Consider the following 24,361-nt stretch of genomic DNA (forward strand, 5'->3'; position numbering starts at 1 on the left):
GAAGAAAGTTGATAGTGGATGGTTGATTGTTGATGGAAAGAGGAAGAGTTGGAGAGTTGAAGAAAAGAGCGGAAAACGAGGTTCTGGTCTTCGCTATCAACCATCAACTCTCAACCATCAACTTCTTCAGCGCCACAATGGCATCGACGAGTTGGAGGGAGAGTTCGTGTTTCGAGGCGAGGGGGAGGGACTCGGTGCGGTCGGGATAGACGAGGAGGACTTGATTGTGATCCGAGTCGAAGCCGATGCCGGGTTGGGAAACGTCGTTGGCGATGACGAGGTCGCAGTGCTTGCGAACGAGTTTCTCGCGGGCGTTGGCTTCGAGGTTTTCGGTTTCCGCGGCGAAGCCAACGAGGGTGCCGGTGAAGCCGAATTTCTCCCGCGCGGACCCAAGAATGTCGGCGGTGCGGACGAGGTGAAGGGTGAGGGTGTCGCCGGATTTCTTGATTTTCTGCGGCTCGATGGTGGCGGGCGTGTAATCGGCGACAGCGGCGGCGAAAACGGCGATGTCCATTTTTCCGATGTAGCGGGAAACCACGTCGTGCATCTCGGCGGCGGTCTCGACAGGGATGTAATCGACGTTTTCCGGCACATCGAGATCGGTCGGGCCGGAAACGAGCATCACCGAATGCCCTTCATGCACGAAGGCACCAGCGAGGGTGTAGCCCATTTTCCCGGACGAGCGGTTCGTCAGGAAACGCACCGGGTCAATCGGTTCGCGGGTCGGGCCAGCGGTGACGAGGACTTTCACGCCGCGAGTTTGGGCGGCGGGCTGGAAGTGGCAAGCGGGAATGCCCCAACAAAAAGCCCGCCGCGGAATGAACCGGGGCGGGCCTTGTGAATGGATCTCCTTATTTGGCTTTCTTAGGTACCGGAGCCGGGGCGGCTTTCGGGTCTGGCTTGGCGGCGGACTTGTCGTCGGTTTTGCCGGACTTCATGTCTTCGAGTTGCTTTTTGGCTTCGGTCTTTTGCTTGTCATCAAGCTTGTCGGTGATTTCGGTGACGAGCTTGTCGGCGTCCTCGGCCTTGCGCTCTTGGGCAAGAGTGGCAAGTGCCCATGCCTTGACCGGATCGGACTTGGTGCCGATGCCTTGGTAAACCAATCGCGCCAACGCGAGCGTCGCGCCGCCATGCCCTTGATTAGCGGCCAGCGCGTAGAGCTGACCGGCGTTTTCCATGTTCTGGGTCACTCCGGCGGCACCGCGTTCGTAGAGGGTTGCGAGGTTGTTCTGGGCTTGGGCATAGCCGCCTTGGGCGGCACGGGTCAGCCAGGCAACACCTGCGGCGGAATCCGCGACGGCGAGTTTCCCGGAGAGATAGAGCAGGCCGAGTTCGTTCTGCGCTTCGACGAGGTTTCCGTTAGCAGCGGCGACGAGATGCTTGTAACCGACGAGCAGGTCGGGCTTCTCGACGGAAAGTGCCTGGACGGCGAGGCGGAAATTCGCGGCCGCGCTGCCGGCTTCGGCGGCTTTCTCCAGCAACGCGAGGCCACGTGCGGAGTCTTTTTCCACGCCTTTTCCTTCGAGGTAGAAATCGGCGGTGCGGAGAATGCAATCGATTTGCCCGGCGTCCTTGCCCCGTTCGTATTCGGCGAGGGCGGCCTTGAGATCTTTTTTGACGTTTTCCTCGTAGTCACCGAGGGCAAGGTAGGCGCTGTATTCCTTGGCCTCGACCGCTTTCTTGAGCCACTCGCGGCCCTTTTTCTCATCGCGGATTTTTTCGTCACCACTGAGGAGGCGTGAACCGAGAGCGGCCATGGCACCGGCATCGCCGAGACCAGCGGCCTTGGCGTAGGTGGCGAGAGCTTCCTTGGTATCCTTCAGTTCGGGAAATCCGAATTGGCCTTCGTAGAAACGGGCCATCAGCAGCATGGACGGGACATCGCCAGCATCGGCCGCGCGCTTCCACCAGAAAATCGCCTTGTCGGGATCAGGTGCCGGAGTGAGACGGCCGCGCAGGTAGGCTTCGCCGAGGATTCGTCCGGCCACGGCAGGATCGTCCTTGGCCGCGGTTTCGAGAGCTTCGCGGGCTTGGTCGCGCTCTTCTTCTTTTTCGGAGGCGAGAAGGATGAACGAGAGCCGGTAGGCGGCGTCCTTGTGTTTCGCGGCAGCGGCCTTGCGGTAGTATTCGAGCGCCTTTTCCTTCGAGGCTTCAACTCCTCGGCCGGTTTCGTGGGCGAATCCCATGAGGTAGAGCGCCTCGGCATTTCCTTGGTCGGCAAGGGGTTTCGCCAACTCGACGGCCTTGGCATGGCGGCCATCCTGAAAGGCTTTCATCGCCTCTTTGGCCGGACCGTCAACCACGGCGGGAACCGCGGCGGAGCTATCCGATGGCAATGAAACCGCGGCGTGGACGGAGGCGGTCAGTGCTGAAAACAGCAACAATTGGGTAATCGAGCGGAGGCGCATGGCGCAAGCTAGTCGCGGTCATCCGCAGATTGCAAGCGTGATGAAACCGTTCAACCGCGGCTTTCCCAGCGCGTCCGGAGCTCGTTGATGCACTCGCCGAGCAGGACTTCGTCGATCTCGTGAACGTCCACACCCTCACCCAGATCCTTGAGTAAAAGCACGGTCAACTCGCCGCCGAGGTGTTCGCGAAACTCGTCCAGGCCATCGAATACCCGCCGCCGACCGCTGTCGTCCAGCCAGTCGAGCGCGGGGTGATAGATGCTGATTCCGAGGCCGTCCAGGACCTGTAGCACTTGAGTGGCAATGGAAAAACTCAACAAGCCGGCCCGCGCGGAATACAGGGTGTCCAGCGCGAGGCCGACGCCAACCGCCGGAGCATGGAAAAGCTGATAGTGAGTCATCGCCTCCAGCTTGTGCGCGGCCCAGTGGCCGAAATCGAGCGGCCGGCTGGATCCCGTTTCGAAAGCATCGCCGCCGGTGGCGATGTGCCGGGCGTGGAGCAGGGCGGATTTCTCCACGCATGCTTCGAGTGCTTCCGGTTCGAGCGCCGCGAGCAATTCCAGGTTTTCCTCGATCCACGTAAAAAACTCCCGATCCCTAACAAGCGCCACCTTGACTGCCTCGATCAACCCACCGCGCCGCGTTTCCTCGTCCTGGCTGTGGAGAAAACTGAAATCATTGATCACCGCATACGGCACCGCAAACGAGCCGACCCAGTTCTTTTTCCCGAAGGAATTGATAGCGCATTTCACGCCGACGCCGCTGTCGTCCTGAGAGAGCGTGGTCGTCGGAAATCTAACCAACCGCACGCCGCGGTGCGCCGTCGCCGCGGCATAGCCGACGGCATCGAGAAACGCCCCGCCGCCGATGACGAGCGCATACGAATGGCGATCAAGATGCGCGGCGTCGATGGCCGCCCAGACCTCTTTCACCAGAGTGTCGTCCGCTTTTGCCGCCTCACCGCCGGGAAACACGGAGGTCCCGCGAAAGTCCAAGTCCAGTTCGGAGAAATACGTCAGAATGTCATCCAACAGATCGGGCCACACCGCGGCCACGGTTTCTTCGACAAAAACCATCGCCCGGCGGCCACCGCCTTCGCTCAGCAACTCGGCGAGTGCTGGATTTCCTGCTGAAAATGCATCGCGCGTGAAAACAATACGGTGCTTGAAGGTGACGGGAATTTGGAAATCGTAGCGTGACATCAGGGCGCGGAAGCAGTAGCGCCCTTTACGCCGATACGCCACCGTTTCTTGCCCTCATTTCACCCCATGCCTACCCCCGAAACACTTTTCGAAACCCGCTGGCTCGGCCTTTACCGCATCGGTCATTGGGACTTTGTGCGGCGGCCGAATTCGGATGCGGCGGTCGGGATTCTCGCGATCACGCCGGAGCAGGAAATCATCCTGGTGGAGCAATTCCGGATCCCGATGCAACGCCATGTCATCGAAGTGCCCGCCGGTCTCGTCGGCGATGAAGTGGAATTCGCCGGCGAGTCGCTGGCGGACTCGGCACGGCGCGAACTGCTGGAGGAAACCGGCTACCGCGCCGGAACCATGGTCCCGCTCATCGCCAGCCCAACTTCGGCAGGCATGACATCGGAGTCCACCCATCTGTTCCACGCCAAGGACCTCGTCCGGGAAAACGGCGGTGGCGGAGTTGCGGGCGAGGACATCATCGTTCATCATGTGCCGCTTTCCGGACTGCGCCAGTGGTTCGCCGATCAAGAGGCCGCAGGCAAACTCATTGATTTCAAAATCCATGCCGCCCTTTGGTTGGCTGGAATTAACGTTTGATCTCTCTCCCCGGTGGAAAATTCTGATTAAAATCCGCTTTATCACCCGTTGATCACTCCCATGTCACTAGGCCCTGATATTTCCCGCCGCCGCCTGCTCAAAACGCTGTTCTGTTCCAGCGCCGCGATGGGCCTGAATCTCCGCGCTCAGGACATTTCCGCCGTAGAGCCCACCCAGGCGAGAACTCTCGATCTGCTCGCCCTCGGCGATTTCGGCACCTCGGACAAAGCCCAAAAAGACCTCGCGCTTGTCTTGGGCAACTATGCCACCGCGATGAAAAACAAGGCGCAGGGCATGCTGCTCCTTGGCGACAATTTCTATCACCCGATGCCCGGCGGCTACGAAGCGCCGCGCTGGAAGACGGACTTCTCGGACATGTATCCCGCGAGCGTTTTCTCCTTCCCTTGCTGGGCGATTTTAGGAAACCACGACTACCACGACACTCCCAGCAACGAACACGTCCAGCTCGGCTACGCGGCCTACCGCGGCCATAAGACGCGCTGGACCATGCCGGGGAAATTCTACCGCCTCGATCTGCCTGCGGAGAATCCGATGGTCACCTTTCTCATGATCGACACCGATTGGGAATCGATCAACCGCCGCATCCATGGCGACCATCCGCCTTGCTGGATGAGCGCCGATGAAAAGACCGCGCAAATGGCGTGGCTCGAAACCCAGCTTACTTCGAAACGCGCTCCCTTCACTGTCGTCGTCGGCCACCATCCGGTTTACTCGGACGGTTCCCACGGCGACACTCCCGAACTCGTTCAGGAACTCGGGCCCATTTTGGAAAAACATGCCGTCCACCTCTACCTCGGCGGCCACGACCACGATCTCCAACACCTCGAGCTCGAAGGGCTGAAAACCTCCTTCGTCATCTCCGGCGGCGGCGGTGCGCCTCTCTGCCCTAACACTCAGGCCCGCAAAAATTCCGCCATCAAGGCCACCCACGGCTTCAGCCATCTTTTCATCGCGGAAAACCGTCTGAATGTCCGTCACATCGATTCTAACGGACAAATCTGCCACGCCTTCAGCAAGGGCGTGAACCATGATTGGAAAATCGAGGCCTGAGTCTTCCATGGACTGCGGTGGGAAGCGAAGCGCCACACCGCTTTGGATGAACCGGCGTCCACCGTCTTCATCCCTCCCGCAGCGCGAAAGAATCCAAAGCGGTGTCGCCGCTGCGCTCTGCCACCGCACTCAATGAGGCCCGGCCTCAGGCCCTGCCCAGCGGAATCACCCGGGAAACCTCACGGCCGTTGCCTTCGATTTGCAGTCGATCCGCGTAAACATGAATGGCGGAGAACGAGTTCACACCCGGCTCGTGGAGGACGGACTTGAAGGTGATGTAAGGAACGCCATTTCTAACAACCTCCGCTCCCGCGTGATTGTGGCCGTTGAAATAAGCCTTCACGCACGGATGCCGGTCGATCACGGCGAGCACCTCGTTCCCGTCCCAAGCCTGCATGGCGTCGGCGGGAAGCAGCGGATGGTGGCCGCACAGGATCACCCGCTCTTTTGAAGTATCAGCATCTGCTAGCTCCTTTTCCAACCAGGCGAGCTGGGTCGCGGAAACTCCGCCATTCCACGGCTTTGCGGCAAGCACCTTGTCTGCCGCCATCTTCTTGAACACCGCCTCGCATTCCAGATCATGCTCGCTGCCATCGGGGTATTTGTAAACCGACCTGTCGTTCGTATCCAACATCACAAAGCGCACTCCCGAATCGCTGAAGCGGTAGTAATCATGCGGCATGGCCAAGGTAGTGACGATTTTTCCCTTCTCGGATTCCGCCACCGTGTAGTCGTGGTTTCCCATCAGGTGCCGGACCGGATGCCCAAGTCCATCGAGCAGCGGCAGCACCGTCGCGAAGGCCTTGAAATCACGGTCGATGAAATCCCCGAGATGCAGCGTGAACGGCAGGTTCTTCGTCGCCAGCCACTCGACCGCGAGTTTCAGCTTCCCCGGCGATTCCCGGTAGTGGCGCTCCCCTTCCGGATCCACATCGGCGTATTGCACGTCCGTGATCAGGCCGAAGGTGAGGATCGGCTTTTCCGCAGGTGCATCCGCCGCGCGACTGTATGCTGAAATGGAAACCGCCGCAGCGGAAAGCCCGATGAATTTTCGCCGTTTCATAGAGGACAGCAGATACCAGCCGGCGATTCCAAAAGCGATGGGAAAATTGCCGTTCCGCCAAGCGTCGGCACCGTCGCAGCTGAGCATTCAAAACGGAACGTGCCACCCGGATACAAGTGAGCCGGGCGATTCTTTCAAGTCTTCGCTGATCCTCTCAGGATGGGCGATCTTCCTCCTACTGCTCTTCGGATTTGTGACCTGAGCTCGTCCGGCTCTGAGGTACAGGTTGCATGGGATCGGTGGGTTGCAAGGGGTTTTTCAGGAGGAAATTTCAATTCCGCGCCGCGTGATTCAGGTCGTGACTCGCGCCGCAGCCACTTGCATGTTCCGCGCGTGTCCGACACTGATTCACTCAACCACCGCTTCGGCGGCATCGCCCGGCTCTATGGCCAGGCGGCGCTGGATCGTTTCCTCGTTTCGCGAGTCGCGGTGATCGGCGTCGGCGGCGTGGGATCGTGGGCGGTGGAATCCCTGGCGCGGTCCGGCATCGGCCATCTAACACTCGTCGATCTGGATGAAATCTGCATCACCAACGTGAACCGCCAGCTCCACGCGATGGACGGGCAGATCGGCCGCCAGAAAACCGAAGCGATGGCAGACCGGGCGCTGGCGATTCATCCGGGTTGCGAGGTCCACATCGTCCCGAAATTTTTCAACGAGAAATCCGCCGCGGAGATCCTCGATGCCGGATTCGATGCGGTGATCGATGCGATCGACTTCGCCCGCCACAAGTCGCTGTTAGTTGCCGAGTGCCACAAGCGGAAAATCTACGCCGTCACCTGCGGCGGGGCGGGCGGGCGGCGTGATCCGACGCGCATCCGCGTGACCGATCTCGCCTACAGCGGCATGGATCCGCTGCTGCTCCAGCTCCGCCGTGGACTGAGAAATGACTATGGTTTCCCGAAAACCCCGCGCAATCAGGATCCCGTCCTGTTCGGCATCGACGCGGTGTATTCGGATGAAGCGCCATATTACTCACACTGCGATGGCACGGTTTCCAAGGAAGCGCCGGAGGAGATCGCGATGCGGTTGAATTGCGCGTCGGGTTTCGGCTCGGCCACTCACATCATCGCCAGCTTCGGCCTGATCGCGGCGGGGCGGGTGCTGGAGAACATCGCCGCCAAGGCATGAAAAAAGCGGCCCGCAGGCCGCTTTTCAAAAATGATTTCGGAATTGAATCCGGATTACAGACCCTTCTTCGAAAGGCGGGTGCCGGCGGTCGCGCCTTGGCGGGCCTTGAACTTCGGGTTCGATTTGCAGATCACGTAAACCGTGCCTTTGCGTTTCACCACTTGGCAATCAGCGTGACGACGTTTTGCGGAGGCGAGGGATGAGAGAACTTTCATGGCGTGAGATGGTTGAAATTGACCGATGGCACCAACCGTCGGGGCGCGGAAATTAGCCAGCCGCCTCCGCTTGTAAAGCCATTTCTTGCCCGGACGGTGCAAACCCGCCTGAATCCGCCCCGGTTTCTCCCAAACACGAGCCGCTAACAATCCGGAGTTGACGCATCGTCTCCGCGGCAAGGAGGATGACGGGTCATGAAACAACTCTTCGCCCTCGGTCTGCTTCCCTGCGTTTTTCTCGGCAGTTGCGCCAGTATCGTCAGCAAAAGCAAATACCCGGTCGCCATCACCAGCAGCCCTTCCGGGGCGAAATTCACGGTGAAAAATGGCGAAGGCACCGTCGTCCAGCAGGGAACCACTCCTTCCACTGTCACGCTTCCCGCTTCCTCGGGCTATTTCAAGGCGGCCAGCTACACGGTCGAATTCACGAAAAAGGGCTCGGCCAAGCAATCCATCGAGGTCAACGCCAGGATCGATGGCTGGTACTACGGCAACATCTTGATCGGTGGAGTCATCGGCATGGTCGTTGTCGATCCGCTGACCGGGGCCATGTGGCGTCTGGATGACAAAGTGGACGTCATTTTGCCGAGCCTGACCGCGCTCAAGACCGACCATGGCGGCAACCTGCGGATCGTGGACCGCGCCTCGGTGCCTGGTGAAATGGAAAAGCATCTGATGGCCCTCCGCTGAAACTATTTAAGAAATCCGTAATTTTCGCTTTATGGAATTCCGGCATTTCGCTAAATCAGGGCCATGAAATTCCTCATCCTGATCGTGGCGGCCCTCGCATTGAATTCCTGCAACACCTGCATCGGAATCGGACGCGACACCAAGCAAGGCTACGAATGGACCAAGAGCAAATTCCAGGGAAGCGGCGGGACGACGGTGGATCCGTCGGGCGCTCCGGTATATTGATGGGATGTTGGGCGAGGCTCTCTGTTTTTCCGGAGAAGAGCTTCTTTCCACAATGGCTGGAGCGAAGCGCCTGACGCTCATGAAGATGAAGTTTCAGGTTTCGCAAGGTGCATGGCTCTGCTTCTATTGAGTTGTGACCTTCGCCAGTAAAATCACGATCACCCGGATCTGCCTGGTACCCGTTTTCGCGGCGCTGGCGATTTGGTATGGCATCACGGTTGCGCGAGATCAGCCCGACGAATCGCTGCGCTGGTGGGCGCTCGGCGTTTTCGTGCTCGCCGCGTCGACGGACGGCGTCGATGGCTGGGTCGCCCGGCGTTTCAACCAATGCTCGAAATTCGGCGCCTTTATCGATCCGATCGCGGACAAGGCGTTGTTGCTCACCGGGGTTGTCACGCTTTCGTTCATCGATTGGGGTGCGCCGGGCTGGAGATTGCCGATCTGGTTCGCCGCCATCGTCGTGCTGCGGGACTGCATCATCCTCGGCGGCATCCGGATTCTCTGGAATCACCACCGAGATGTTAGATTCGCGCCGCACTGGACGGGCAAGGTTTGCACGATCACGCAGATGTTCGCACTCGGCTGGGTGATGCTCCGGGTGGATTACCTCAGACCGGCAATCCCCTGCTTCATTGCGGCGGTTTTCACGATTTGGTCGAGCATCGCCTACATCCGCCAAGGCCAGCGGATCCTGCGGGGACAGGCAGCGTGAGAGCATGAAAAAGCCCGGAAGCCCCTGAAGGCTACCGAGCTTTTCCAGATCTGGGGGGAGATTCGGGAGGAGGAGTGTTGGTGGAGGGGAGAATGTTTTAGCGACGGCGGCGGAAGATGCCGAGGAGGCCGACGACACCGAGAAGGGCGGCAGCTTGGGGCTCGGGGACGGCGGCGGTGACGAAGGTCAAAGAAAGATCATCGACGGCGAGTGCCGCATCGTTTCCGGCGTCATTCACGTCCTGCCAGCGCAGGTAAAAGCTTTCACCTGCTAAAATAGTCAATCCGCTGATCGTGAGGGATCTGGCGACTTGATTGATGGCCAAATTACCGTCAATTAGCCCGTTGCTCGCCACAACCGCAGGTCCTACAAGACTCAAAGCGCTGGCTGCTGTGAAACCAGTGGCAGCCGATAGGAAACTTGTCGAGCCAGCCGCACCTACTGCGTAGGAGGAAGCGAACGTATTCACAGTTGTTGTTGAAGTCCTCCAATTTTCCTGTGTCAGGCTGATGGTGATTTCAGTAATAGTATCGCTGCCGCCGTTCACCACTTCGAAACCAAAACCCATGATATTCGTGCCTGAGGCAGTCGCGCCCACAGCACGCTCGGCCACAGTGGCCGCACCATAAGAATACAGACCACCGCTATTTCCGCTTCCATTGTCCGCGGTAAGAGCGATGGCAGTGGTCGTGTTGGTGCCCGAAAGTTTGGTTCCTACAAAACCAGTACCACTGATTGCGGCTTGGACACCGTTCGTAGCGGAAAACACACCCGCTACGGTGCTCGTCGGCATGGTATTGAAGTTTTCCGTGATACTTAATCCACTAAAAGTATAGGCTGCATGAGCGGCAGGGGTGATAACGGCCAACACCGATGCGGCCATGATGTAGGGAACTTTGATTTTCATGTATGATTCGGGTAGCAGCTGATGAATTTACCAGCCGAAATTGAGCACCGTTCGTGCCAGTTAGAATTTGTAACAATTCCTCCACAGCACCACCCCCCGCCCCCGCAGCCCCTTCTGCATCAATCCGCCTCATCCGTCCTTCTCCGCAAGCGTGGACCGGGTAAAATCCGAACCTGCAATTTCCCGCAACATTCTTAAGATCAGAAGGCGAACATGCTGTTGAATCACGCCTTCATCCGCAGAACTCTCCTTTCTCCGACGGCAAAGCCATGACCTTCCGACCAAGGAGGAACGTCAATAAATTAGAAAGCCGTGCCGGAAAATGCTCCGGCACGGCTTCAAAAAGATCTTCAAACGATCCCGAAATTACGTCGGTTGCTCGCCTCTCGCCATCACGACCTTACCGGTGCGGACGGTTTCGATGATCTCGAATTGCGAGAACATGGAAATGGCAGCGTCGATCTTCGTGGAATTTCCCGAAACAAGCGCGATCATCGAGGTGGGCGTAAGATCGACGGTTTTGCCGCCAAAGTGCTCGATGATCTGGAGCGCTTGGGTGCGTTGTGAATCGTCGGCGAGGAATTTCAGAAGGATCAGTTCCTTGACGACGGCGTCCTCACTGTCGTGCTCCGAGCAATGAATCACATCGATCAGTTTTCCGACCTGCATGATGATTTGCGAAAGGCCTTGAGGATCACCAGAGATACCGATGGTCATGCGGGAAAAATTCGCATTGCGGCCTTCGGAAACGACGAGGGAGTCGATGTTGAAAGCACGGCGCGAGAAGACCTGGCAAATGCGCATGAGCACTCCGGGCTCGTTGTTCACGAGGATGGAGAGGGTGTGCGACGGTCCGCGGGCGATCACAGTTGCTGGAATGGGAGTGTCGGTGGTGACGATGGAAGGCATGGGAGATTGGGGATAGGAGATCGTAGATACGGGATTGAAGTTGATAAGGGGCGGGAACGGGAAAAATCGACCGGCAAACTCTTCGTTTCCGATCCATCATCCCCGATCCGCGATCAAAATCACGTGGAACCGACGGGTTTCGCCATCTTCGTTTTCGGAGCTTCGGTGATCATGTCCTCCAGCGCGGCGCCGGCAGGGATCATCGGGAAAACGTTGTCGGTTTTCACACACTCGGCGTGAATGAGGATCGGGCCGTCGTTGTATTCGAGGGCCTTTTCCAACTGCTTGGTGACATCGGCCGGACGCTTGATATAGACGGACGGGATGCCATAGGCGGCGGCGAGTTTGCAGAAATCGGGGTTGCCAATGAGATCCACACCCGAGGTGCGGTCTTCATAGAAGAGTTCCTGCCACTGGCGAACCATACCGAGGTAGTGGTTGTTGAGCACGACAATCTTGATCGGCAACTTGTGGATCGCGGCTGTGGCGAGTTCGAACAAGGTCATTTGAAATCCGCCGTCGCCGGAAATGGAGATGACGGTTTTGTCCGGGCAGGCAAGCTGCGCGCCGATGGCCGCCGGAAATCCGAAGCCCATCGTGCCCGCACCGCCGGAGGAGAGCCAGTGGTAGGACTCGTGGTTCTTGTAAAACTGCGCCGCCCACATCTGGTGCTGGCCCACGTCGGTCGAGACGATGGCCTTGCCTTCCGTAAGCTGATAGAGCTCGTCGATCACCTGTTGCATGCGGAGACCGCCCTGCTTCTTGTAGGAAAGTGGGAATTTCTTTTTGTAGCCGTCGAGTTTCGCAATCCACTCGGTGGTTTCCAGCGGGCCGATCTTTTCGTTGATCTCGGTAAGGGCGGCTTTCGCGTCGCCGACGATTTCCACGTGGGCTCGGACCATTTTGCCCATTTCCGCAGGGTCGATGTCGATGTGGATGATGTTGGCGGTGGCGCAGAATTTCGAAGGCTGGCCGATGATCCGGTCGTCGAAACGCGAGCCGATGTTGATCAGCAGGTCGCATTCCACCATTGCCTTGTTCGCGTAGGCGGTGCCGTGCATGCCGAGCATGCCGAGCGAAAGCGGGTGGGTTTCCGGGAAAACGCCTTTGCCTAACAACGTGGTGGTCACCGGGCAGTTGAGCGTTTCCGCAAGGTGCATCAGCTCCTTGTCCGCACGGGCGATCATGCAACCCTGACCGGCAAGAATGACCGGGCGCTTCGCCTTCGCGATCAACTCGGCAGCTTGGGAAACGGCCTTGCCACAGATCTGGAAAGCGGTCTCCGGATGATAGCCGGGAAGGTTCACCGGAGGATTCATGTCGCCGGAAAACGGGCCTTGGGAAATATCCTTCGGTACGTCGATCAGCACCGGACCGGGGCGGCCCGTGGTCGCGATGTGATAGGCCTCGCGGGCGATGCGCGGGAGGGAGTTGGTATCCTTCACCAAGTAGTTGTGTTTCACCACCGGGATCGTGATGCCGAAAATGTCAGCTTCCTGAAACGCGTCCTTGCCGAGCATCCAAGTCACCGTCTGGCCGCAGATCACCAGCATTGGCACGGAGTCCATCATCGCGGTCATCAGACCGGTGACGGTATTTCCAGCACCAGGGCCGGAAGTCACAAGCACGGCAGCCGGACGGCCGGTCGCACGAGCATAGCCATCGGCCATATGGACCGCGCCTTGCTCGTGACGGACGAGGATGAACTTCATCTTGGTCTTGACCGTTTCGAGCGCGTCGAAAATCGGAATGGCCGCTCCACCGGAGTAGCCGAAGATGTATTCGATCCCGAGATCATCGAGAGTTTTGATGAGCGCTTGTGCGCCGTCCATTTTTTCTTTGCTCATAAAAATTGGGGCTGAGGGGCAAAACTCACCCAAACTCACGAAACAATCAACCCGAAAATGGCCAAATTTTACACAAAATACCCAATCTCAGAAACCAAACCCAACCAAAAAGGCGATTTTAAAGGCAAAACACCATTTTCAATCCCCTTCCAGATGAAAACCTTAACAAGAGATTCGCCAAATGCCCCACTCACGGCATAAACGTTCGAATTTCCGTGGATGTCCGTAGCACCCCAGCCAGCGACCCCAAGTAAAAATTTCAATCGGACTCCGGAAATTTCGCCTCGCCACGTCCTCCAGCAGCCAATGAAACGAAATCGTTTGCATATAGATCTCGGGGAAATCCCGCGTCGCAGGTTTTTAGCTGCCTTGCCATGCGCCGCTCCTTCTTCCCACTCAATGCCCTTCCCGTGTTCATCGCCAGCGTGACAGGAGTCATCTCCTGCAAGCCTCCCGCCAGTGAAAAACCCGTTGTCGAAACCACACCTGTTAGCACCAGCCGTTTCGACAACACCATCCTGGTCGCCAACCGCCCCGAATTCAAACCCACCGCATTCGTCGATCAGCAACTCGTCAACCCCTGGGGCATCGCACTGCGGCCTCCCGGTGCCGGCGGCCACATCTGGACGAGCAACGCCGGCAATGCCAGCACCTCGCTCTACATCGGCGACGTGAATGGCAAGCCGCTCTCTCAGGACGGATTGAAAATCCTGAGCATGGCCGCGCCGCTCATCTCGTATGAAGACGGGCTCATCAACATCACCGGCCAGGTCTATAACGCCGCAAGCGACATTCCCGGACAGCCGGTGGAATTCTTCATCAAAGGCACCGCCAGCGATCTCACCAGCGGAAAACCGGTATCGATTGGAGAATCCTCCGGTTCCGCGAAATTCGTTTTTGTTACCACGGAAGGCACCATCCATGCGTGGCGCGCAAAGACCGCGGAAAGCATGGACACCGCCATCATCGTCAAGGATTTCTCCGATCATGGAAAGGATCAGGACAAATCCCTGCCCCACCTCGCAGCCTTCACCGGCGTGGCGATGACCACCGACTCTTTCACCAAGGATGCCACCGGCAGGGCAGTGACCGACAACCGCCTCTACGTCACGGATTTCCAGAACAAGCGCATCCTCACGTTCGACAACCAATGGGACGAAATCACTAACAAAACTCCGTTCGCTCGCCCCGCCAATCTTCCGGAAGATTTCAGCCCATACAACGTCCAGTGCATCGGCGACAAACTCTACGTCGTCTATGCCGTCGTCGATCTCGGCGCGGATGAGGCCGCCGTCGATGTCCCCGGCAAGGGTAATGGCCACGTCGCCATCTATGATCGCGACGGCCACCTCCTCCGGGAACTCGCCGACAAGGATCTGCTGGACTCACCCTGGGGCGTTACCATCGCACCGGCAGGCTTCGGCGACTTCGGCGGCGACATTCTGCTCGCCAACTTCGGCGATGGAAGCATCGCCGCATTCAATTCGAAAACCGGAACTTTCCACGACTACCTGCGGGACAACGAAGCCAAGCCGCTGAACCTCGACGGCATCTGGGGCATCGTTTTCGGCAACGGCGTCGGCCTCGGCGATGCGATGTCCCTCTACTACACCGCCGGACCTAACAACGAGCAGGACGGAGTCTTCGGCAAAGTCACGGTGGCGAAGGAACGGGGAGTCGCCTCAAAATAACCGGCGGAAAAAATCCTCAGCCCTCATACTCGGTCACGACCACCGCAATGCTGAAAAACCCCTGCGGCCCGACGGCGTCCACATAGAGTGGAATCAGCGGCGTCGGGTCGTCGGGATTGAAACCAGAATTTCGATAGATTGTCTGCCCGGCATCTCCCGTGGGAGTGAGTGAAAATGGAATGACCTGTGGCGCGTCCGTCAGATTTCGCCGGAAGCTCACCTGATAGGAGGTGAACGACGATGGAAAAAACGTCAGCTTGATCCGCTTGCCGTCACCTTCGTTGCTGACAATGGAAATGTCCCGGGCGGCGAAACTCGCTCCCGTGATGCGAACCGTGATCTCGTCCACACCATCGAAAGTGGTCTCATAGGCCTCCAAGCCTCGCTGCGCCGGACCACCGGCGAGCGAGCCGTCAATGTTGTAAGTCGAGCCGTGACACGGACAGCGGATGAGATGGGTCGAGTCATCGTATTCGCCCACCGTGCAACCGAGGTGGCCGCAGCGGGAGTTCACCGCGTAAAACCCGTTCGCACTTGCCCGGCTGATCACCACCGGCTGGTCAAGTCCCACGTTGAGCCGCACAGATCCGCCGATCGTATTCAGCGCGGGAAATGATTCCGGGCGCAACCTCAGGGTGACCTCGTCCCTAACGGCGGGAGTTTCAACCGCAAGCACGGCTTCCGTCTTCCATGCACCCGCACACCACGAAGCGGAGGAACCCAAAACGAACAACCGGATCAGGCGACGGCGTTTGAGGCATCCTTCCATGCTTGAAAGAAATCAAGTGCCACGGGACATCGCAAATCCTGAATTGCGACACCTTCGACACTTTTATTTGTTAGATAATCAGCGCCGGATGTGACGCGGAAATCACACTGATAGAAAATCCGTGTGACGGAAAAATCAGTGACGAAAAGTTCGTCAAAGAAACCGTGTGGCGGACATGGGAAATCCTCCAGTTTGCGCCGTCGTCGAAATGCGGATCCACCGGATTTAACAGATCCGCCTCCGCGCCTGGCAGACCCAATCCCCTACCAAAAATGAAAAACATCCAGAAAGCATTATCCACCGCCATTGTCATGACCATGGCCCAGGCTGCGAACGCGCAGATCCAGGGGCCGAGCACCGGCTCGACGCCATATGTCCTGCCTCTGCTTCCGGGAACGGAAACCATCTCCATCCTAACAGTTGACAACACGGGGGCCACAGCCGACGACACGGTTCCGAATCTCATCGGTGGCGCGCCCTACGGCATGGCGGGCATTCCCGACGGCATGGGCGCCTTCGACAATGGCGACGGCACCTTCACCCTCGTCGCCAATCACGAGCTCGGCAATACCGTCGGCGTCATCCGTGACCATGGTGCCAAAGGCGCCTACGTTTCCAAATGGATCATCAACAAAAACAACCTCGCCGTGACCGGCGGCACGGACCTCATGAAGCAGGTCTTCGGCTGGAACACCGCCACCCAGTCCGTCGGCACGCCTGTAACCATCGCCCTCAACCGCTTCTGCTCGGCGGATCTGCCCGAAGTCTCCGCATTCTATAACTCCACCACCGGTCTCGGCAGCCAGGAACGCATCTTCATCCACGGCGAGGAAGGCGGCTCCACCGGTTGGCAGATGGCATCCGTCATCACCGGTCCGGATGCAGGGAAAAGCTACCTGCTAGGCAAGTTCAACCTCACCACCAACGGTTCCGGCCTCAGCGGCCTCGGCGCATGGGAAAACGCGCTCGCCTGTCCTTTCGCCCAAGACAAAACCATCGTCATCGGCAACAACGACGGCGGCACCGGCATCATGAGCAATTCGGTCGCCGTCTATGTCGGCACCAAGCAAAGCACCGGCACCGGCACCGAAGTGGACAAGGCCGGCCTAACCAACGGCACCCTGAAATTCGTCGTCGCCGCCGGCAGCACTGTTGAAATCGCCAACACCACCACCCGCGCCACCAACATCACCAACGGCACCGCCTTCTCCCTCAGCGGCACCGCATCCACCACCTTCTCCCGTCCGGAAGACGGCGCGTGGAATCCGCTCAACCCGACTCAATATTACTTCGTCACCACCGATCAGCTAGACACGGTCGCGGACGGACTCGGCTCCCAGATCGGTCGCACCCGCCTCTGGCGCCTGACCTTCAGCGATCTCACCAACCCCAATGCGGGTGGCGTCATCGACCTCCTCATCGACGGCCAAACGGTCGCCGGGCAGAAGGTCGTCATGTTCGACAACATGACCGTCAACAAGGCCACCGGACGCATCATCCTTCAGGAAGACGTCGGCGGTGCCGCACACAATGGCAAGATTTGGGAGTATGACCCGGCCACCTTCACCGGCACGACGAATTCGGGAGCCTTGGTGATGATCGCGAAACATGATGCCGCCCGCTTCGGTGACCGCGTGAACCCAACGACCACCGCCGCCACCGCGCCGTTCAACAACGACGAGGAAGCCTCGGGCATCATCGACATCACCGGCATCATGTCCGGCAGCGCGCTGCACAAGGGCAATCCCGGCGAAGCGTGGTACGTCAGTTCCGACCAGGCCCACTACTCCACCGGCACAACCACCGCCCAGGTGGAAGGCGGCCAGTTCTTCGTGATCCACCAACTCGGCGTGCAACTCACCCGCAGCGGCTATGTCCGTGACCGCCGCACCGGTTTTTACGCCCAGCAGCTCACGCTCAAGAACAGCTCGGCGTTCACCGTTCCCGGACCGTTTAACGTCGCATTGGACAGCCTGACCTTCGGCGTCACCCTCGCTAACAGCACCGGCAACACCGTGAACTCCGCGCCACTCGGCAACCCGTATTTCCTCTTGCCTTCGTCGGACGCCGGAATCGCCGCAGGTGCCACATTGCCCGCGACGCTGCAATTCAGCGATCCGAGCAACACCGCCATCAACTACACCCCGCGCATGCTCAACGGCCCGACGGCTCCCTGATAGAATTCATTCTCCATAAGAATCACAACCTAGGAATCAACAAACCATCTCATGAAAAACAGAACCTTTCTCAAATCCACGCTCGCCGCGGCCTGCGCTTTGCTGGCCGCTTCGTCCGCCCGCGCCTCGGTCACCTACTACGTCAACGTCAACACCTCGGCGTTGGTCGCCAACATCTCCGCGCCCTTCTCGCTGGATTTCCAACTCACCGGCTCCGCGGGAAATACCGCCACCGTCAGCAATTTTAACTTCGGCGGCGGCTCGGCCACACCCGGGACTGAAAATACTTTCGGCGGTGCCTCGGGCAGCGTGGGATCCACCGTGGTGCTCAGCGATGCATCCAACTTCTCCAACGAGTTTTTCCAGGAATTCACCCCGGGCTCCACTCTGAGTTTCACCATCAATTTGGATAGCATCATCGGCAATCCCACTCCGGATGCATTCTCGTTTTCGATTCTGGATGGCACCCTCTCGAATATCACCACGACCGGTCTCGGCGATTCGCTGCTGATGGTGAACATCAACGGAACCTCCTACGGCACACAGACCATGCAAACCGGTTCCGGCACGGGAGCATTCTCGGGGGTCTCGCTCACGGCCGTTCCCGAGCCCAGCGCCGCCCTGCTTGGCGTGATGGGCTGCGGCTTGGCATTCGTTCGCCGCCGTCGCGCATGATCCGGCCGGGGTGAAATAATCATCCTGTCGTTTCACCCCGAACCCACCTCCCCTCGTTCCTGGCGGGCGTGCTCTAACCGGCACGCCCGCTTTTTGGCATTTCCACTTAAGGGCAATGCCTTTAAGGATTCGTGAAGATGATGGTTTTCAGGAGGGGTCTTGAGCTGGCGATTTTTGTCTTGGGCCAGTCTTTGATTGGTTGTCTCAGCGTTCGCGGGCAACTTCGTGGCTTGCGTTTCTGGATCACGGCGCTGGTTTGAAGGTCGTCGAGAATCCGTTCGATCCACTGCGCCAGCGCTTCGGGACCTATCAGATCGCCGCCCACCGCCAATAGTTCGCACAGCGCGGCGGTCTTGTGCAGGACTTTTGCAAAGCTGATCCGCAGGATCTCCACGCCTGCGCGATCGGCCACCACCTCGCGTTGCATCGCCACGAGGGACGCTGCCAGCAGCATCGCCAGCACTTCCTGCGCGGCGGTGCCAGGAGTCTGCGCGTCCAGCTGGTTGTTGCGTCCATGAAGATGGCTTTTGAGTTCGCGGAAAAACAATTCCTCCTCCCAGCGGCAGGCGTAAAGCTCCATCAGGGCGCTTGCGGGGTGTTCCTTTTCATCAAGCAGGGTGGTCCAGAGCCTCATCGCCAAGGGGTTGGCCGCTCCTTCGTAATGAATGTCCGCGTGGATTTCACGCAAGAGAAGGGTCCCGATCTGCTGACGGGTGCCGGGCTTGATCACGGGGACGCGCACCAGCCATGTGCCGTCGGTGAGCTGGCTCACGCGGCTGACCTTGAGGTTGGATTTGACCCGGAAAAGCACGGCTCCGGCGGATTTTTCCAGCAGCGGCATGAGTTCCCAGATCAGCGAGGGGAGACCGAAGAGCCGGTCGGCAAGGATCAGGCAGCCGTCCGGCAGGGCCTGGCGGGAGAAGATCTGACGGGCGAGGGTCAGCTCGCCCTCTCCCTGCCAACCGAAGGCTGCGGCGAGGGGTTGATGAAGGCCGAGTTCGACGAGCACCACGCCCAGCAGATGGGCGAAAGCGGGTACGCCGTCGCCCTTGTTGCCACGCTGTTTGATGGCTTCCGCGTTGATGGCCGGAGTGTTGCGCAGGTTGAAACGGGTGCCGTCGAAGGCCAGCAGACGGTAGCCGCGGTGGAACGCGCCGGGATGACGGGCAGGCTCCGCGAGCGGCCGCAACACCGCCGGCAGGATTTCATCGATGAGCTTCCAGCCGATGGAGAGGGCGCGCTGGCTCAGGGCGCTGTCGGAAATGGCGACTCGGGTGATGGTTTTCACGTTGGCGGAGAAGGTGCCGGATCTGGCGAACTCATGATAGACCCTGGCCATGATCCATTGCCAACGGGTTAGTTTGCTGGTTCCACCGCCGCGCGGGCCGTGGAGGGCGAAAATAAGCTGGCAAGAGGCTTCACTCAACAGTTCGGAGAAACGTCGCGAGAAGTCGCTGAAAAACGGCAGGTGGGAGATGGATGGGTCAGACACCCACCCAATCAAAACATCTGTTTTAAAAGTACCAGTGCAAAACGCGCTGTTAGACAGCTGGTTGAATCCTTAAAGGCATTGCCCTTTAGGGTGTCTTTGGCGCGCGACAATGAAGACACCCTAAAGGGTTGAACTACATACAACCGTTCCAAGTGCTCTTGGGATGACCAGACAAATTTCATGGAAACCATGACGAATCCATGACAATCCCTATCGGGAAAGCGGATTGAATCACGGCCATGCAGACGAACCCATTTTCCCGAACCCTTCGCTGGATCCTTCCGGCCGCGATTTTGTGCAGCCAGGTTCATGCCGAGGAGCCACCCTTGAAGGAACTGTTGCGCGACGGACTTTACGCCGAGGAAGTCACCCGCGATCCCGAGGAGGCGGCCAAACACTACGAGCAAGTCCTCGCCCGCTATGCCGAACAACGTGACTTCGCCGCGTCCGCGTTGTTCCGCCTCGCGGAGGTCCGCCGGAAACAGGACCGCAAGGACGACGCCATCAAGCTCTATCAGCGCCTGCTCGCCGAATTCCCCGGCGCGGCCACGGAAACCAAACTCGCCCGCGAAAACCTCGCCGCCTTGGGTGGGGAACCTCTTACCCACGAGAATCCGGATCAACCTGTCGACGAGGAATCCCTGGAACTCCTCCGGCTGCAGAAGCTCGCCAGGACCAGCCCGGATTTGCTTCGTAAACCGGAAGTTCTCAGGCAAGCCGTAGAAAAGGGATGGGAGCGTCCTGTAGCATTTCTGTTGGATCTTGGAATTCCTGACATGGGAGCGATGTATGATGCCGCCCGGACGGGGCACCTTTCGATCGTGAAAATGCTGATCGCCCGCGGAGGCAAGCCTGAGGGTGGGTTTGGAGCAGGTGTGCTCGAAGGCGCAATAGTCTCCAACAATCTGGAAATCGTGAAGACTCTCCTCGCTGCCGGGGCTCCTCCGAACGGCGTGATTTCAGTCAGCCCGTATGTTTCCACTCCTTTGCTGAAAGCGGTGTATTCCAAGAATCCGGATGCGGCGCGCCTGCTCGTCGAAAACGGCGCGGACGTCAACCTCATGCCAAAGGAGATGAGAATCAGCCTGCCGAGTGATTCACAATACCCTTTTGCGGGAGCCCCCCTGCATGCGGCAATCGTTACCAAGCAACCGGAAATGATCGATCTCCTCCTGGACCATAAGGCCGACGTGAATCTCGCCGAACCACGCGGCGGGATCACGCCGCTTTGGCTTGCTGCCGGCTTCTCCGGGAATGCCCTTGGATTGGTCAAGCGCCTGCTCGACCTCGGTGCCAATCCAGACGTCGAAAGTGTCGATGCTCTGGACAGCGAGGATCAAGGCTGGCGGGGGTATCCCGGGAAAGTCACGCCGCTGGAACTCGCGGTCACGAATGGCTCGGTTGAAACCGTGAAGCTTCTGCTTGAAGCCAAAAAAGCCCGGAAATCCTCTCTCAGCTCGACGATTCTTCACCGTGCCCGCGGAAATTTCGAAATGACCCAACTGCTGTTGGATTATGGTGCCGAGCCGAACCCTCCAAAAATCGAGAATCAATCGATCCTCGAATTCTGGGCGCTCACCGGAAGCAATCGTAGACGCGTTTCTCCCTCGGAGAATCGCCGTGATCCCGAAAAAGTATGGCAAGGCATGGAATTGCTCATTGAGCGGGGTAGCAAGGTGGATGCTGAATGGGACAAGGCCGGATTTTCAGATGCTGACCCGTTGATTCGGGAACGGCTGACACGGAGATACTCCTATCCACGATGGGCAGCGGAGAAATCCATTCGCATCGTTGATTTCGATAGGGATGTTAGGTTTGAACGCATTGCAAAGTCATCACCAGATGAAGTCGCGCCGCCGATGTTGGAAGAGTGGCTGCTGGATGAAGAAATGCGTTCCTTGAATGCGCTAATCAAGGATTTCTCGGAATTCGCTCTTATTCGGAAGACAGAGGCTGGCATGAAGGAAATCGCGATCCTTCGGCTGGACGCGGCCACGGCGTTTCCAAAACTTGAATGGGGTGACATCCTGGAGAAGCGGGGTGTCAAACGCATGGCCAACAACATTACACAGAATTGGAGCCGGGAGGTGAAGGACGCGCTGCAAAAGAGAGTAAAGGCACCCGAGGTTCCGGCGGTCCCGGCAGAACAATTACAAGTGCCCAGACCACGAGTAAGGCCGCCACAGCCTCAACCAGGACCGGTTCCTGCCCAATGAACCTCCGTCCCGGATCCTCCTTGCGCTGGCTCACGCTGGCCGTGCTGCTGCCGTTGCTGGTGTTAGGAGGTCTGGCATGGATCGGCACTCGGGCACAGGTGAAGGCCGCGTGGTCGTCGGCACGGGAGGAGGCTGGTGTCTCCGCCCTGGTGGCGGAGGAAGTTCTTTCCCGTCAACTCGCCTCTGCGGTGGAAATCGCTCGGCTTTTCCCTGATCCTCCAGTGCCGGGCATCGCGTCTCCCGCCGATGCCGTGCTGGAGGGAAAAGATCCCGCCGCCTTGCTGCGATTGCGCGACGATCCTGACGCGGGTCTTTCGCCCGCCGGATTGCCGCGAAGAGTGTTGGCCGGGATTCGTCTCTACGAACTCAATGCCGACCCGGCCGGTGCTCCGGATCTAATCGCTCTAGTCACCACGACCGCTCCGTCCGTTCTCACCGCTCGTATTCTTGGGGATGTCGCCTCGTCTACCGGAGACACAAAAGCACTCGGGCTCTGGTCGGCTGGCGAACGGGCGCGCGCCATTCTCCGGCTGCATCCCGCGGTGGATTCGTTAGGGAAATGGATCGACGCCGACGACGGGACCTGGTGGCTCGCTTCCGATGGTAAGCAACTCAGTTTCCTCGATCCAGCGCACCTGCAACTCTCCATTGCCACCGCCGCCAAGCGGCTCCCGGCTTGGGCCGAGCTCGATCTATCAATCGAAGGGTGGCATGCTGCGAGGCCGCCACCGGCCAACAGTGAAGTCATGGCGTCGCTGCCTGTCCATTTCGCGAAGGATTGCCAATTGAAGATCATCGCCGTCCGCCCCGCACTCTTTGAAGCCGCGGCCCGGCAACAGGCGCAATGGACGCTGGCCTTGCTGGCTTTCGCCGTGGCGATTTCCGCAGGGGCATTGGTGCTGATCCACCGTACCGTCGAACGCGAGCGCCGTCTGAATGCCATGAAAAGCGATTTCGTCGCCAGCGTTTCCCACGAACTCCGCGCGCCTGTCGCTTCCATCCGGTTGATGGCGGACGCCCTGAATGCGGAGAAAATCGAACCCGCCACCGTCCGAGATTTCCACCGCCTCATTTCCCGCGAAGGAGCGCGGCTTTCCACGCTGATAGAAAACGTGCTCGATTTCGCCCGCATCGAGCAAGGGCGGAAGAGCTGGCATTTCGAGCACTGCGATCTCGGCGCATTGGTGGCCGAGACGCTTGAAATCATGAAGCCGCTTGCCGCGGAAAAATCCATCGCTCTTGTTTCCGGTGGTGCGATTCCGCCGGTCGAAGCGAATGTCGATCCTGGGGCCATTCAACAGGCGTTGGTGAACCTATTGGACAACGCGATCAAGTTTTCCCCCGCAAGCTCGCGGGTGGAGATTTCCCTGAGCGGCGATGACACATTGTGGAAACTCCGGATCGCCGACGAAGGTCCCGGCATCCCGTCTGCCGAGCATCAGCGGATCTTCGAGAAATTCCATCGACTCGGCAGCGAGCTCCGCCGCGAAACGCAAGGCACCGGCATCGGCCTGAGTTTGGTGAAAGCGGTGGCCGAGGCGCATGGCGGGAAAGTGAGCTTGGAGATTGCCGTGAAAGGCAGTGTTTTCACCATTACATGTCCTATTAGACCTACAGGACCTATTCCATGAAACTCCTCATCATCGAAGACGAAGTCCCCATGCGCACTGCGCTGGTTGAAACCCTCGCGGCAGAGGGCTATCGCGTGCAATCTGCGGCGGACGGCATCGCTGGTTTGGAAATGGCCTGTACCGGAGACTTCGACCTCATCTTGTTGGACGTGATGATGCCCGGTCTCGACGGATTCGCCGTCTGCAAGGCGCTGCGCCAACGCGGCCGTGATATGCCGGTCCTCATGCTCACCGCCAAGGGCCAGGTGGATGACCGCGTCGAAGGTCTCGACAGCGGCGCGGACGACTATCTGATGAAGCCTTTCAGTCTGAAGGAGCTGTTAGCCAGAATCCGGGCCCTGCTCCGGCGTCGGGAAAGGAATCAGTCCGTCCCGGATCTCCTTGAAATCGGCACCGCCACCATCGACTTCCGCCGTTGCCTTGTCACCCGCGGCGGGCAGGAACATTCTCTATCCGACAAGGAGTCCGGCATGCTCCGTCTTCTCGCTGCGAATTCCGGCGAGGCTGTCAGCCGCGAAAAATTTCTCGATGTCGTCTGGGGGTATCACGCTTATCCCAGCACCCGGACGATCGACAATTTCATCACCACTCTCCGCGCCAAGCTCGAATCCGATTCCGCCAATCCGCGCCACCTTGTTACGGTTCGTGGAATCGGGTATCGGTTGGATCGCTGAAACTTCGGGCGGAATAAATTCCGCGCTCCGGTAGTCCCCGCGCTTGCGGGGGCGCGTGGGTTTGG

23 protein-coding genes are annotated in these 24,361 nt (G+C 58.9%); 12 read left to right on the forward strand and 11 right to left on the reverse strand.

What is annotated here, in order from left to right; translation table 11 throughout:
* Positions 1 to 103: 103 nt before the first annotated feature.
* The 3 genes from coaBC to ABIQ96_RS12925 are packed head-to-tail and all read right to left on the reverse strand — an operon-like array spanning position 104 to position 3,610.
* A complete protein-coding gene (gene coaBC / locus ABIQ96_RS12915; protein ID WP_348215229.1) occupies positions 104 to 847 on the reverse strand; it encodes a bifunctional phosphopantothenoylcysteine decarboxylase/phosphopantothenate--cysteine ligase CoaBC in 744 nt (247 codons plus the stop codon).
* 4 nt (positions 848 to 851) lie between these two features.
* On the reverse strand, positions 852 to 2,408 hold the full coding sequence (locus ABIQ96_RS12920; RefSeq protein WP_348215013.1) for a tetratricopeptide repeat protein: 1,557 nt from the start codon (positions 2,406 to 2,408) through the stop codon (positions 852 to 854).
* A gap of 50 nt (positions 2,409 to 2,458) precedes the next feature.
* Positions 2,459 to 3,610 carry a 3-dehydroquinate synthase gene (locus ABIQ96_RS12925; RefSeq protein ID WP_348215014.1) on the reverse strand — a complete coding sequence of 384 codons (1,152 nt, stop codon included), beginning with the start codon at positions 3,608 to 3,610 and terminating at the stop codon, positions 2,459 to 2,461.
* 66 nt (positions 3,611 to 3,676) lie between these two features.
* On the opposite strand from ABIQ96_RS12925, the gene ABIQ96_RS12930 reads away from it, so the two are divergent.
* Positions 3,677 to 4,201 carry an NUDIX hydrolase gene (locus tag ABIQ96_RS12930; protein ID WP_348215015.1) on the forward strand — a complete coding sequence of 175 codons (525 nt, stop codon included), beginning with the start codon at positions 3,677 to 3,679 and terminating at the stop codon, positions 4,199 to 4,201.
* 60 nt (positions 4,202 to 4,261) lie between these two features.
* Positions 4,262 to 5,272, forward strand: coding sequence for a metallophosphoesterase (locus ABIQ96_RS12935; RefSeq protein ID WP_348215016.1), 1,011 nt, complete (start codon positions 4,262 to 4,264; stop codon positions 5,270 to 5,272).
* A gap of 145 nt (positions 5,273 to 5,417) precedes the next feature.
* Here ABIQ96_RS12935 and ABIQ96_RS12940 read toward each other — a convergent pair whose 3' ends face one another.
* Positions 5,418 to 6,422, reverse strand: a complete 1,005-nt coding sequence (locus tag ABIQ96_RS12940) for a metallophosphoesterase (RefSeq protein ID WP_348215017.1) — start codon at positions 6,420 to 6,422, stop codon at positions 5,418 to 5,420.
* 246 nt (positions 6,423 to 6,668) lie between these two features.
* On the opposite strand from ABIQ96_RS12940, the gene ABIQ96_RS12945 reads away from it, so the two are divergent.
* Entirely contained in the window at positions 6,669 to 7,466 is a 798-nt protein-coding gene (locus tag ABIQ96_RS12945) for a tRNA threonylcarbamoyladenosine dehydratase (RefSeq protein ID WP_348215018.1), read from the forward strand.
* 53 nt (positions 7,467 to 7,519) lie between these two features.
* Here the strand turns inward: ABIQ96_RS12945 and ykgO are convergent, their stop codons facing one another.
* Entirely contained in the window at positions 7,520 to 7,681 is a 162-nt protein-coding gene (ykgO, locus tag ABIQ96_RS12950) for a type B 50S ribosomal protein L36 (protein ID WP_348215019.1), read from the reverse strand.
* 195 nt (positions 7,682 to 7,876) lie between these two features.
* Between ykgO and ABIQ96_RS12955 the strand changes: the two genes are divergently transcribed.
* From ABIQ96_RS12955 to pgsA, 3 genes are all read left to right on the forward strand, one after another.
* Positions 7,877 to 8,371 carry a hypothetical protein gene (locus tag ABIQ96_RS12955; RefSeq protein WP_348215020.1) on the forward strand — a complete coding sequence of 165 codons (495 nt, stop codon included), beginning with the start codon at positions 7,877 to 7,879 and terminating at the stop codon, positions 8,369 to 8,371.
* A 63-nt stretch (positions 8,372 to 8,434) separates the two neighbouring features.
* Complete coding sequence (locus ABIQ96_RS12960) at positions 8,435 to 8,596, forward strand: hypothetical protein (RefSeq protein WP_348215021.1); 162 nt, start codon at positions 8,435 to 8,437, stop codon at positions 8,594 to 8,596.
* 133 nt (positions 8,597 to 8,729) lie between these two features.
* Entirely contained in the window at positions 8,730 to 9,308 is a 579-nt protein-coding gene (gene pgsA, locus ABIQ96_RS12965; RefSeq protein WP_348215022.1) for a CDP-diacylglycerol--glycerol-3-phosphate 3-phosphatidyltransferase, read from the forward strand.
* Between the two features lie 97 nt (positions 9,309 to 9,405).
* Here the strand turns inward: pgsA and ABIQ96_RS12970 are convergent, their stop codons facing one another.
* The 4 genes from ABIQ96_RS12970 to ABIQ96_RS12985 all read right to left on the reverse strand — a co-directional run bounded on the left by ABIQ96_RS12970 (position 9,406) and on the right by ABIQ96_RS12985 (position 13,234).
* Positions 9,406 to 10,215, reverse strand: a complete 810-nt coding sequence (locus ABIQ96_RS12970; protein ID WP_348215023.1) for a PEP-CTERM sorting domain-containing protein — start codon at positions 10,213 to 10,215, stop codon at positions 9,406 to 9,408.
* A gap of 366 nt (positions 10,216 to 10,581) precedes the next feature.
* Positions 10,582 to 11,124: an acetolactate synthase small subunit gene (gene ilvN, locus ABIQ96_RS12975; RefSeq protein ID WP_348215024.1), complete on the reverse strand. Its 543-nt coding sequence runs from the start codon at positions 11,122 to 11,124 to the stop codon at positions 10,582 to 10,584.
* A gap of 119 nt (positions 11,125 to 11,243) precedes the next feature.
* Entirely contained in the window at positions 11,244 to 12,971 is a 1,728-nt protein-coding gene (ilvB, locus tag ABIQ96_RS12980; RefSeq protein ID WP_348215025.1) for a biosynthetic-type acetolactate synthase large subunit, read from the reverse strand.
* Positions 12,972 to 13,039: 68 nt separating this feature from the next.
* Positions 13,040 to 13,234, reverse strand: a complete 195-nt coding sequence (locus tag ABIQ96_RS12985) for a hypothetical protein (protein WP_348215026.1) — start codon at positions 13,232 to 13,234, stop codon at positions 13,040 to 13,042.
* 111 nt (positions 13,235 to 13,345) lie between these two features.
* Here ABIQ96_RS12985 and ABIQ96_RS12990 point away from each other — a divergent pair, with 111 nt between their 5' ends.
* Positions 13,346 to 14,662 (forward strand): TIGR03118 family protein, encoded by a 1,317-nt coding sequence (locus tag ABIQ96_RS12990; RefSeq protein WP_348215027.1) that lies wholly within the window; start codon positions 13,346 to 13,348, stop codon positions 14,660 to 14,662.
* Between the two features lie 16 nt (positions 14,663 to 14,678).
* Here the strand turns inward: ABIQ96_RS12990 and ABIQ96_RS12995 are convergent, their stop codons facing one another.
* Positions 14,679 to 15,431 carry a Rieske (2Fe-2S) protein gene (locus tag ABIQ96_RS12995; RefSeq protein WP_348215028.1) on the reverse strand — a complete coding sequence of 251 codons (753 nt, stop codon included), beginning with the start codon at positions 15,429 to 15,431 and terminating at the stop codon, positions 14,679 to 14,681.
* Between the two features lie 272 nt (positions 15,432 to 15,703).
* Between ABIQ96_RS12995 and ABIQ96_RS13000 the strand changes: the two genes are divergently transcribed.
* A complete protein-coding gene (locus ABIQ96_RS13000; RefSeq protein ID WP_348215029.1) occupies positions 15,704 to 17,608 on the forward strand; it encodes a hypothetical protein in 1,905 nt (634 codons plus the stop codon).
* A gap of 51 nt (positions 17,609 to 17,659) precedes the next feature.
* A complete protein-coding gene (locus ABIQ96_RS13005) occupies positions 17,660 to 18,283 on the forward strand; it encodes an NF038129 family PEP-CTERM protein (protein ID WP_348215030.1) in 624 nt (207 codons plus the stop codon).
* Between the two features lie 121 nt (positions 18,284 to 18,404).
* Here ABIQ96_RS13005 and ABIQ96_RS13010 read toward each other — a convergent pair whose 3' ends face one another.
* Positions 18,405 to 19,775, reverse strand: a complete 1,371-nt coding sequence (locus ABIQ96_RS13010; protein WP_348215031.1) for an IS4 family transposase — start codon at positions 19,773 to 19,775, stop codon at positions 18,405 to 18,407.
* A 239-nt stretch (positions 19,776 to 20,014) separates the two neighbouring features.
* Here ABIQ96_RS13010 and ABIQ96_RS13015 point away from each other — a divergent pair, with 239 nt between their 5' ends.
* Genes ABIQ96_RS13015 through ABIQ96_RS13025 form a run of 3 tightly spaced genes read left to right on the forward strand, consistent with a single transcriptional unit; the run spans position 20,015 to position 24,296 of the window.
* Positions 20,015 to 21,991: an ankyrin repeat domain-containing protein gene (locus ABIQ96_RS13015; protein ID WP_348215032.1), complete on the forward strand. Its 1,977-nt coding sequence runs from the start codon at positions 20,015 to 20,017 to the stop codon at positions 21,989 to 21,991.
* Positions 21,988 to 23,622 (forward strand): HAMP domain-containing sensor histidine kinase, encoded by a 1,635-nt coding sequence (locus ABIQ96_RS13020; protein ID WP_348215033.1) that lies wholly within the window; start codon positions 21,988 to 21,990, stop codon positions 23,620 to 23,622. Before ABIQ96_RS13015 ends, ABIQ96_RS13020 begins: the two co-directional genes overlap by 4 nt.
* A complete protein-coding gene (locus ABIQ96_RS13025; protein ID WP_348215034.1) occupies positions 23,619 to 24,296 on the forward strand; it encodes a response regulator transcription factor in 678 nt (225 codons plus the stop codon). Before ABIQ96_RS13020 ends, ABIQ96_RS13025 begins: the two co-directional genes overlap by 4 nt.
* Positions 24,297 to 24,361 lie beyond the last annotated feature (65 nt).

Origin of the sequence: Luteolibacter sp. (assembly GCF_039920825.1) — a bacterium.
Classification (GTDB): Bacteria; Verrucomicrobiota; Verrucomicrobiia; order Verrucomicrobiales; family Akkermansiaceae; genus Luteolibacter.

Bases quoted from the DNA above. Each gene is read 5' to 3' on its own strand.
- ABIQ96_RS12920 (WP_348215013.1), bottom strand. From the start codon at position 2,408: ATGCGCCTCCGCTCGATTACCCAATTGTTGCTGTTTTCAGCACTGACC.
- ABIQ96_RS12925 (WP_348215014.1), bottom strand. From the start codon at position 3,610: ATGTCACGCTACGATTTCCAAATTCCCGTCACCTTCAAGCACCGTATT.
- ABIQ96_RS12930 (WP_348215015.1), top strand. From the start codon at position 3,677: ATGCCTACCCCCGAAACACTTTTCGAAACCCGCTGGCTCGGCCTTTAC.
- ABIQ96_RS12935 (WP_348215016.1), top strand. From the start codon at position 4,262: ATGTCACTAGGCCCTGATATTTCCCGCCGCCGCCTGCTCAAAACGCTG.
- ABIQ96_RS12940 (WP_348215017.1), bottom strand. From the start codon at position 6,422: ATGCTCAGCTGCGACGGTGCCGACGCTTGGCGGAACGGCAATTTTCCC.
- ykgO (WP_348215019.1), bottom strand. From the start codon at position 7,681: ATGAAAGTTCTCTCATCCCTCGCCTCCGCAAAACGTCGTCACGCTGAT.
- ABIQ96_RS12955 (WP_348215020.1), top strand. From the start codon at position 7,877: ATGAAACAACTCTTCGCCCTCGGTCTGCTTCCCTGCGTTTTTCTCGGC.
- ABIQ96_RS12960 (WP_348215021.1), top strand. From the start codon at position 8,435: ATGAAATTCCTCATCCTGATCGTGGCGGCCCTCGCATTGAATTCCTGC.
- ABIQ96_RS12970 (WP_348215023.1), bottom strand. From the start codon at position 10,215: ATGAAAATCAAAGTTCCCTACATCATGGCCGCATCGGTGTTGGCCGTT.
- ilvN (WP_348215024.1), bottom strand. From the start codon at position 11,124: ATGCCTTCCATCGTCACCACCGACACTCCCATTCCAGCAACTGTGATC.
- ilvB (WP_348215025.1), bottom strand. From the start codon at position 12,971: ATGAGCAAAGAAAAAATGGACGGCGCACAAGCGCTCATCAAAACTCTC.
- ABIQ96_RS12990 (WP_348215027.1), top strand. From the start codon at position 13,346: ATGCGCCGCTCCTTCTTCCCACTCAATGCCCTTCCCGTGTTCATCGCC.
- ABIQ96_RS12995 (WP_348215028.1), bottom strand. From the start codon at position 15,431: ATGGAAGGATGCCTCAAACGCCGTCGCCTGATCCGGTTGTTCGTTTTG.
- ABIQ96_RS13000 (WP_348215029.1), top strand. From the start codon at position 15,704: ATGAAAAACATCCAGAAAGCATTATCCACCGCCATTGTCATGACCATG.
- ABIQ96_RS13005 (WP_348215030.1), top strand. From the start codon at position 17,660: ATGAAAAACAGAACCTTTCTCAAATCCACGCTCGCCGCGGCCTGCGCT.
- ABIQ96_RS13015 (WP_348215032.1), top strand. From the start codon at position 20,015: ATGCAGACGAACCCATTTTCCCGAACCCTTCGCTGGATCCTTCCGGCC.
- ABIQ96_RS13020 (WP_348215033.1), top strand. From the start codon at position 21,988: ATGAACCTCCGTCCCGGATCCTCCTTGCGCTGGCTCACGCTGGCCGTG.
- ABIQ96_RS13025 (WP_348215034.1), top strand. From the start codon at position 23,619: ATGAAACTCCTCATCATCGAAGACGAAGTCCCCATGCGCACTGCGCTG.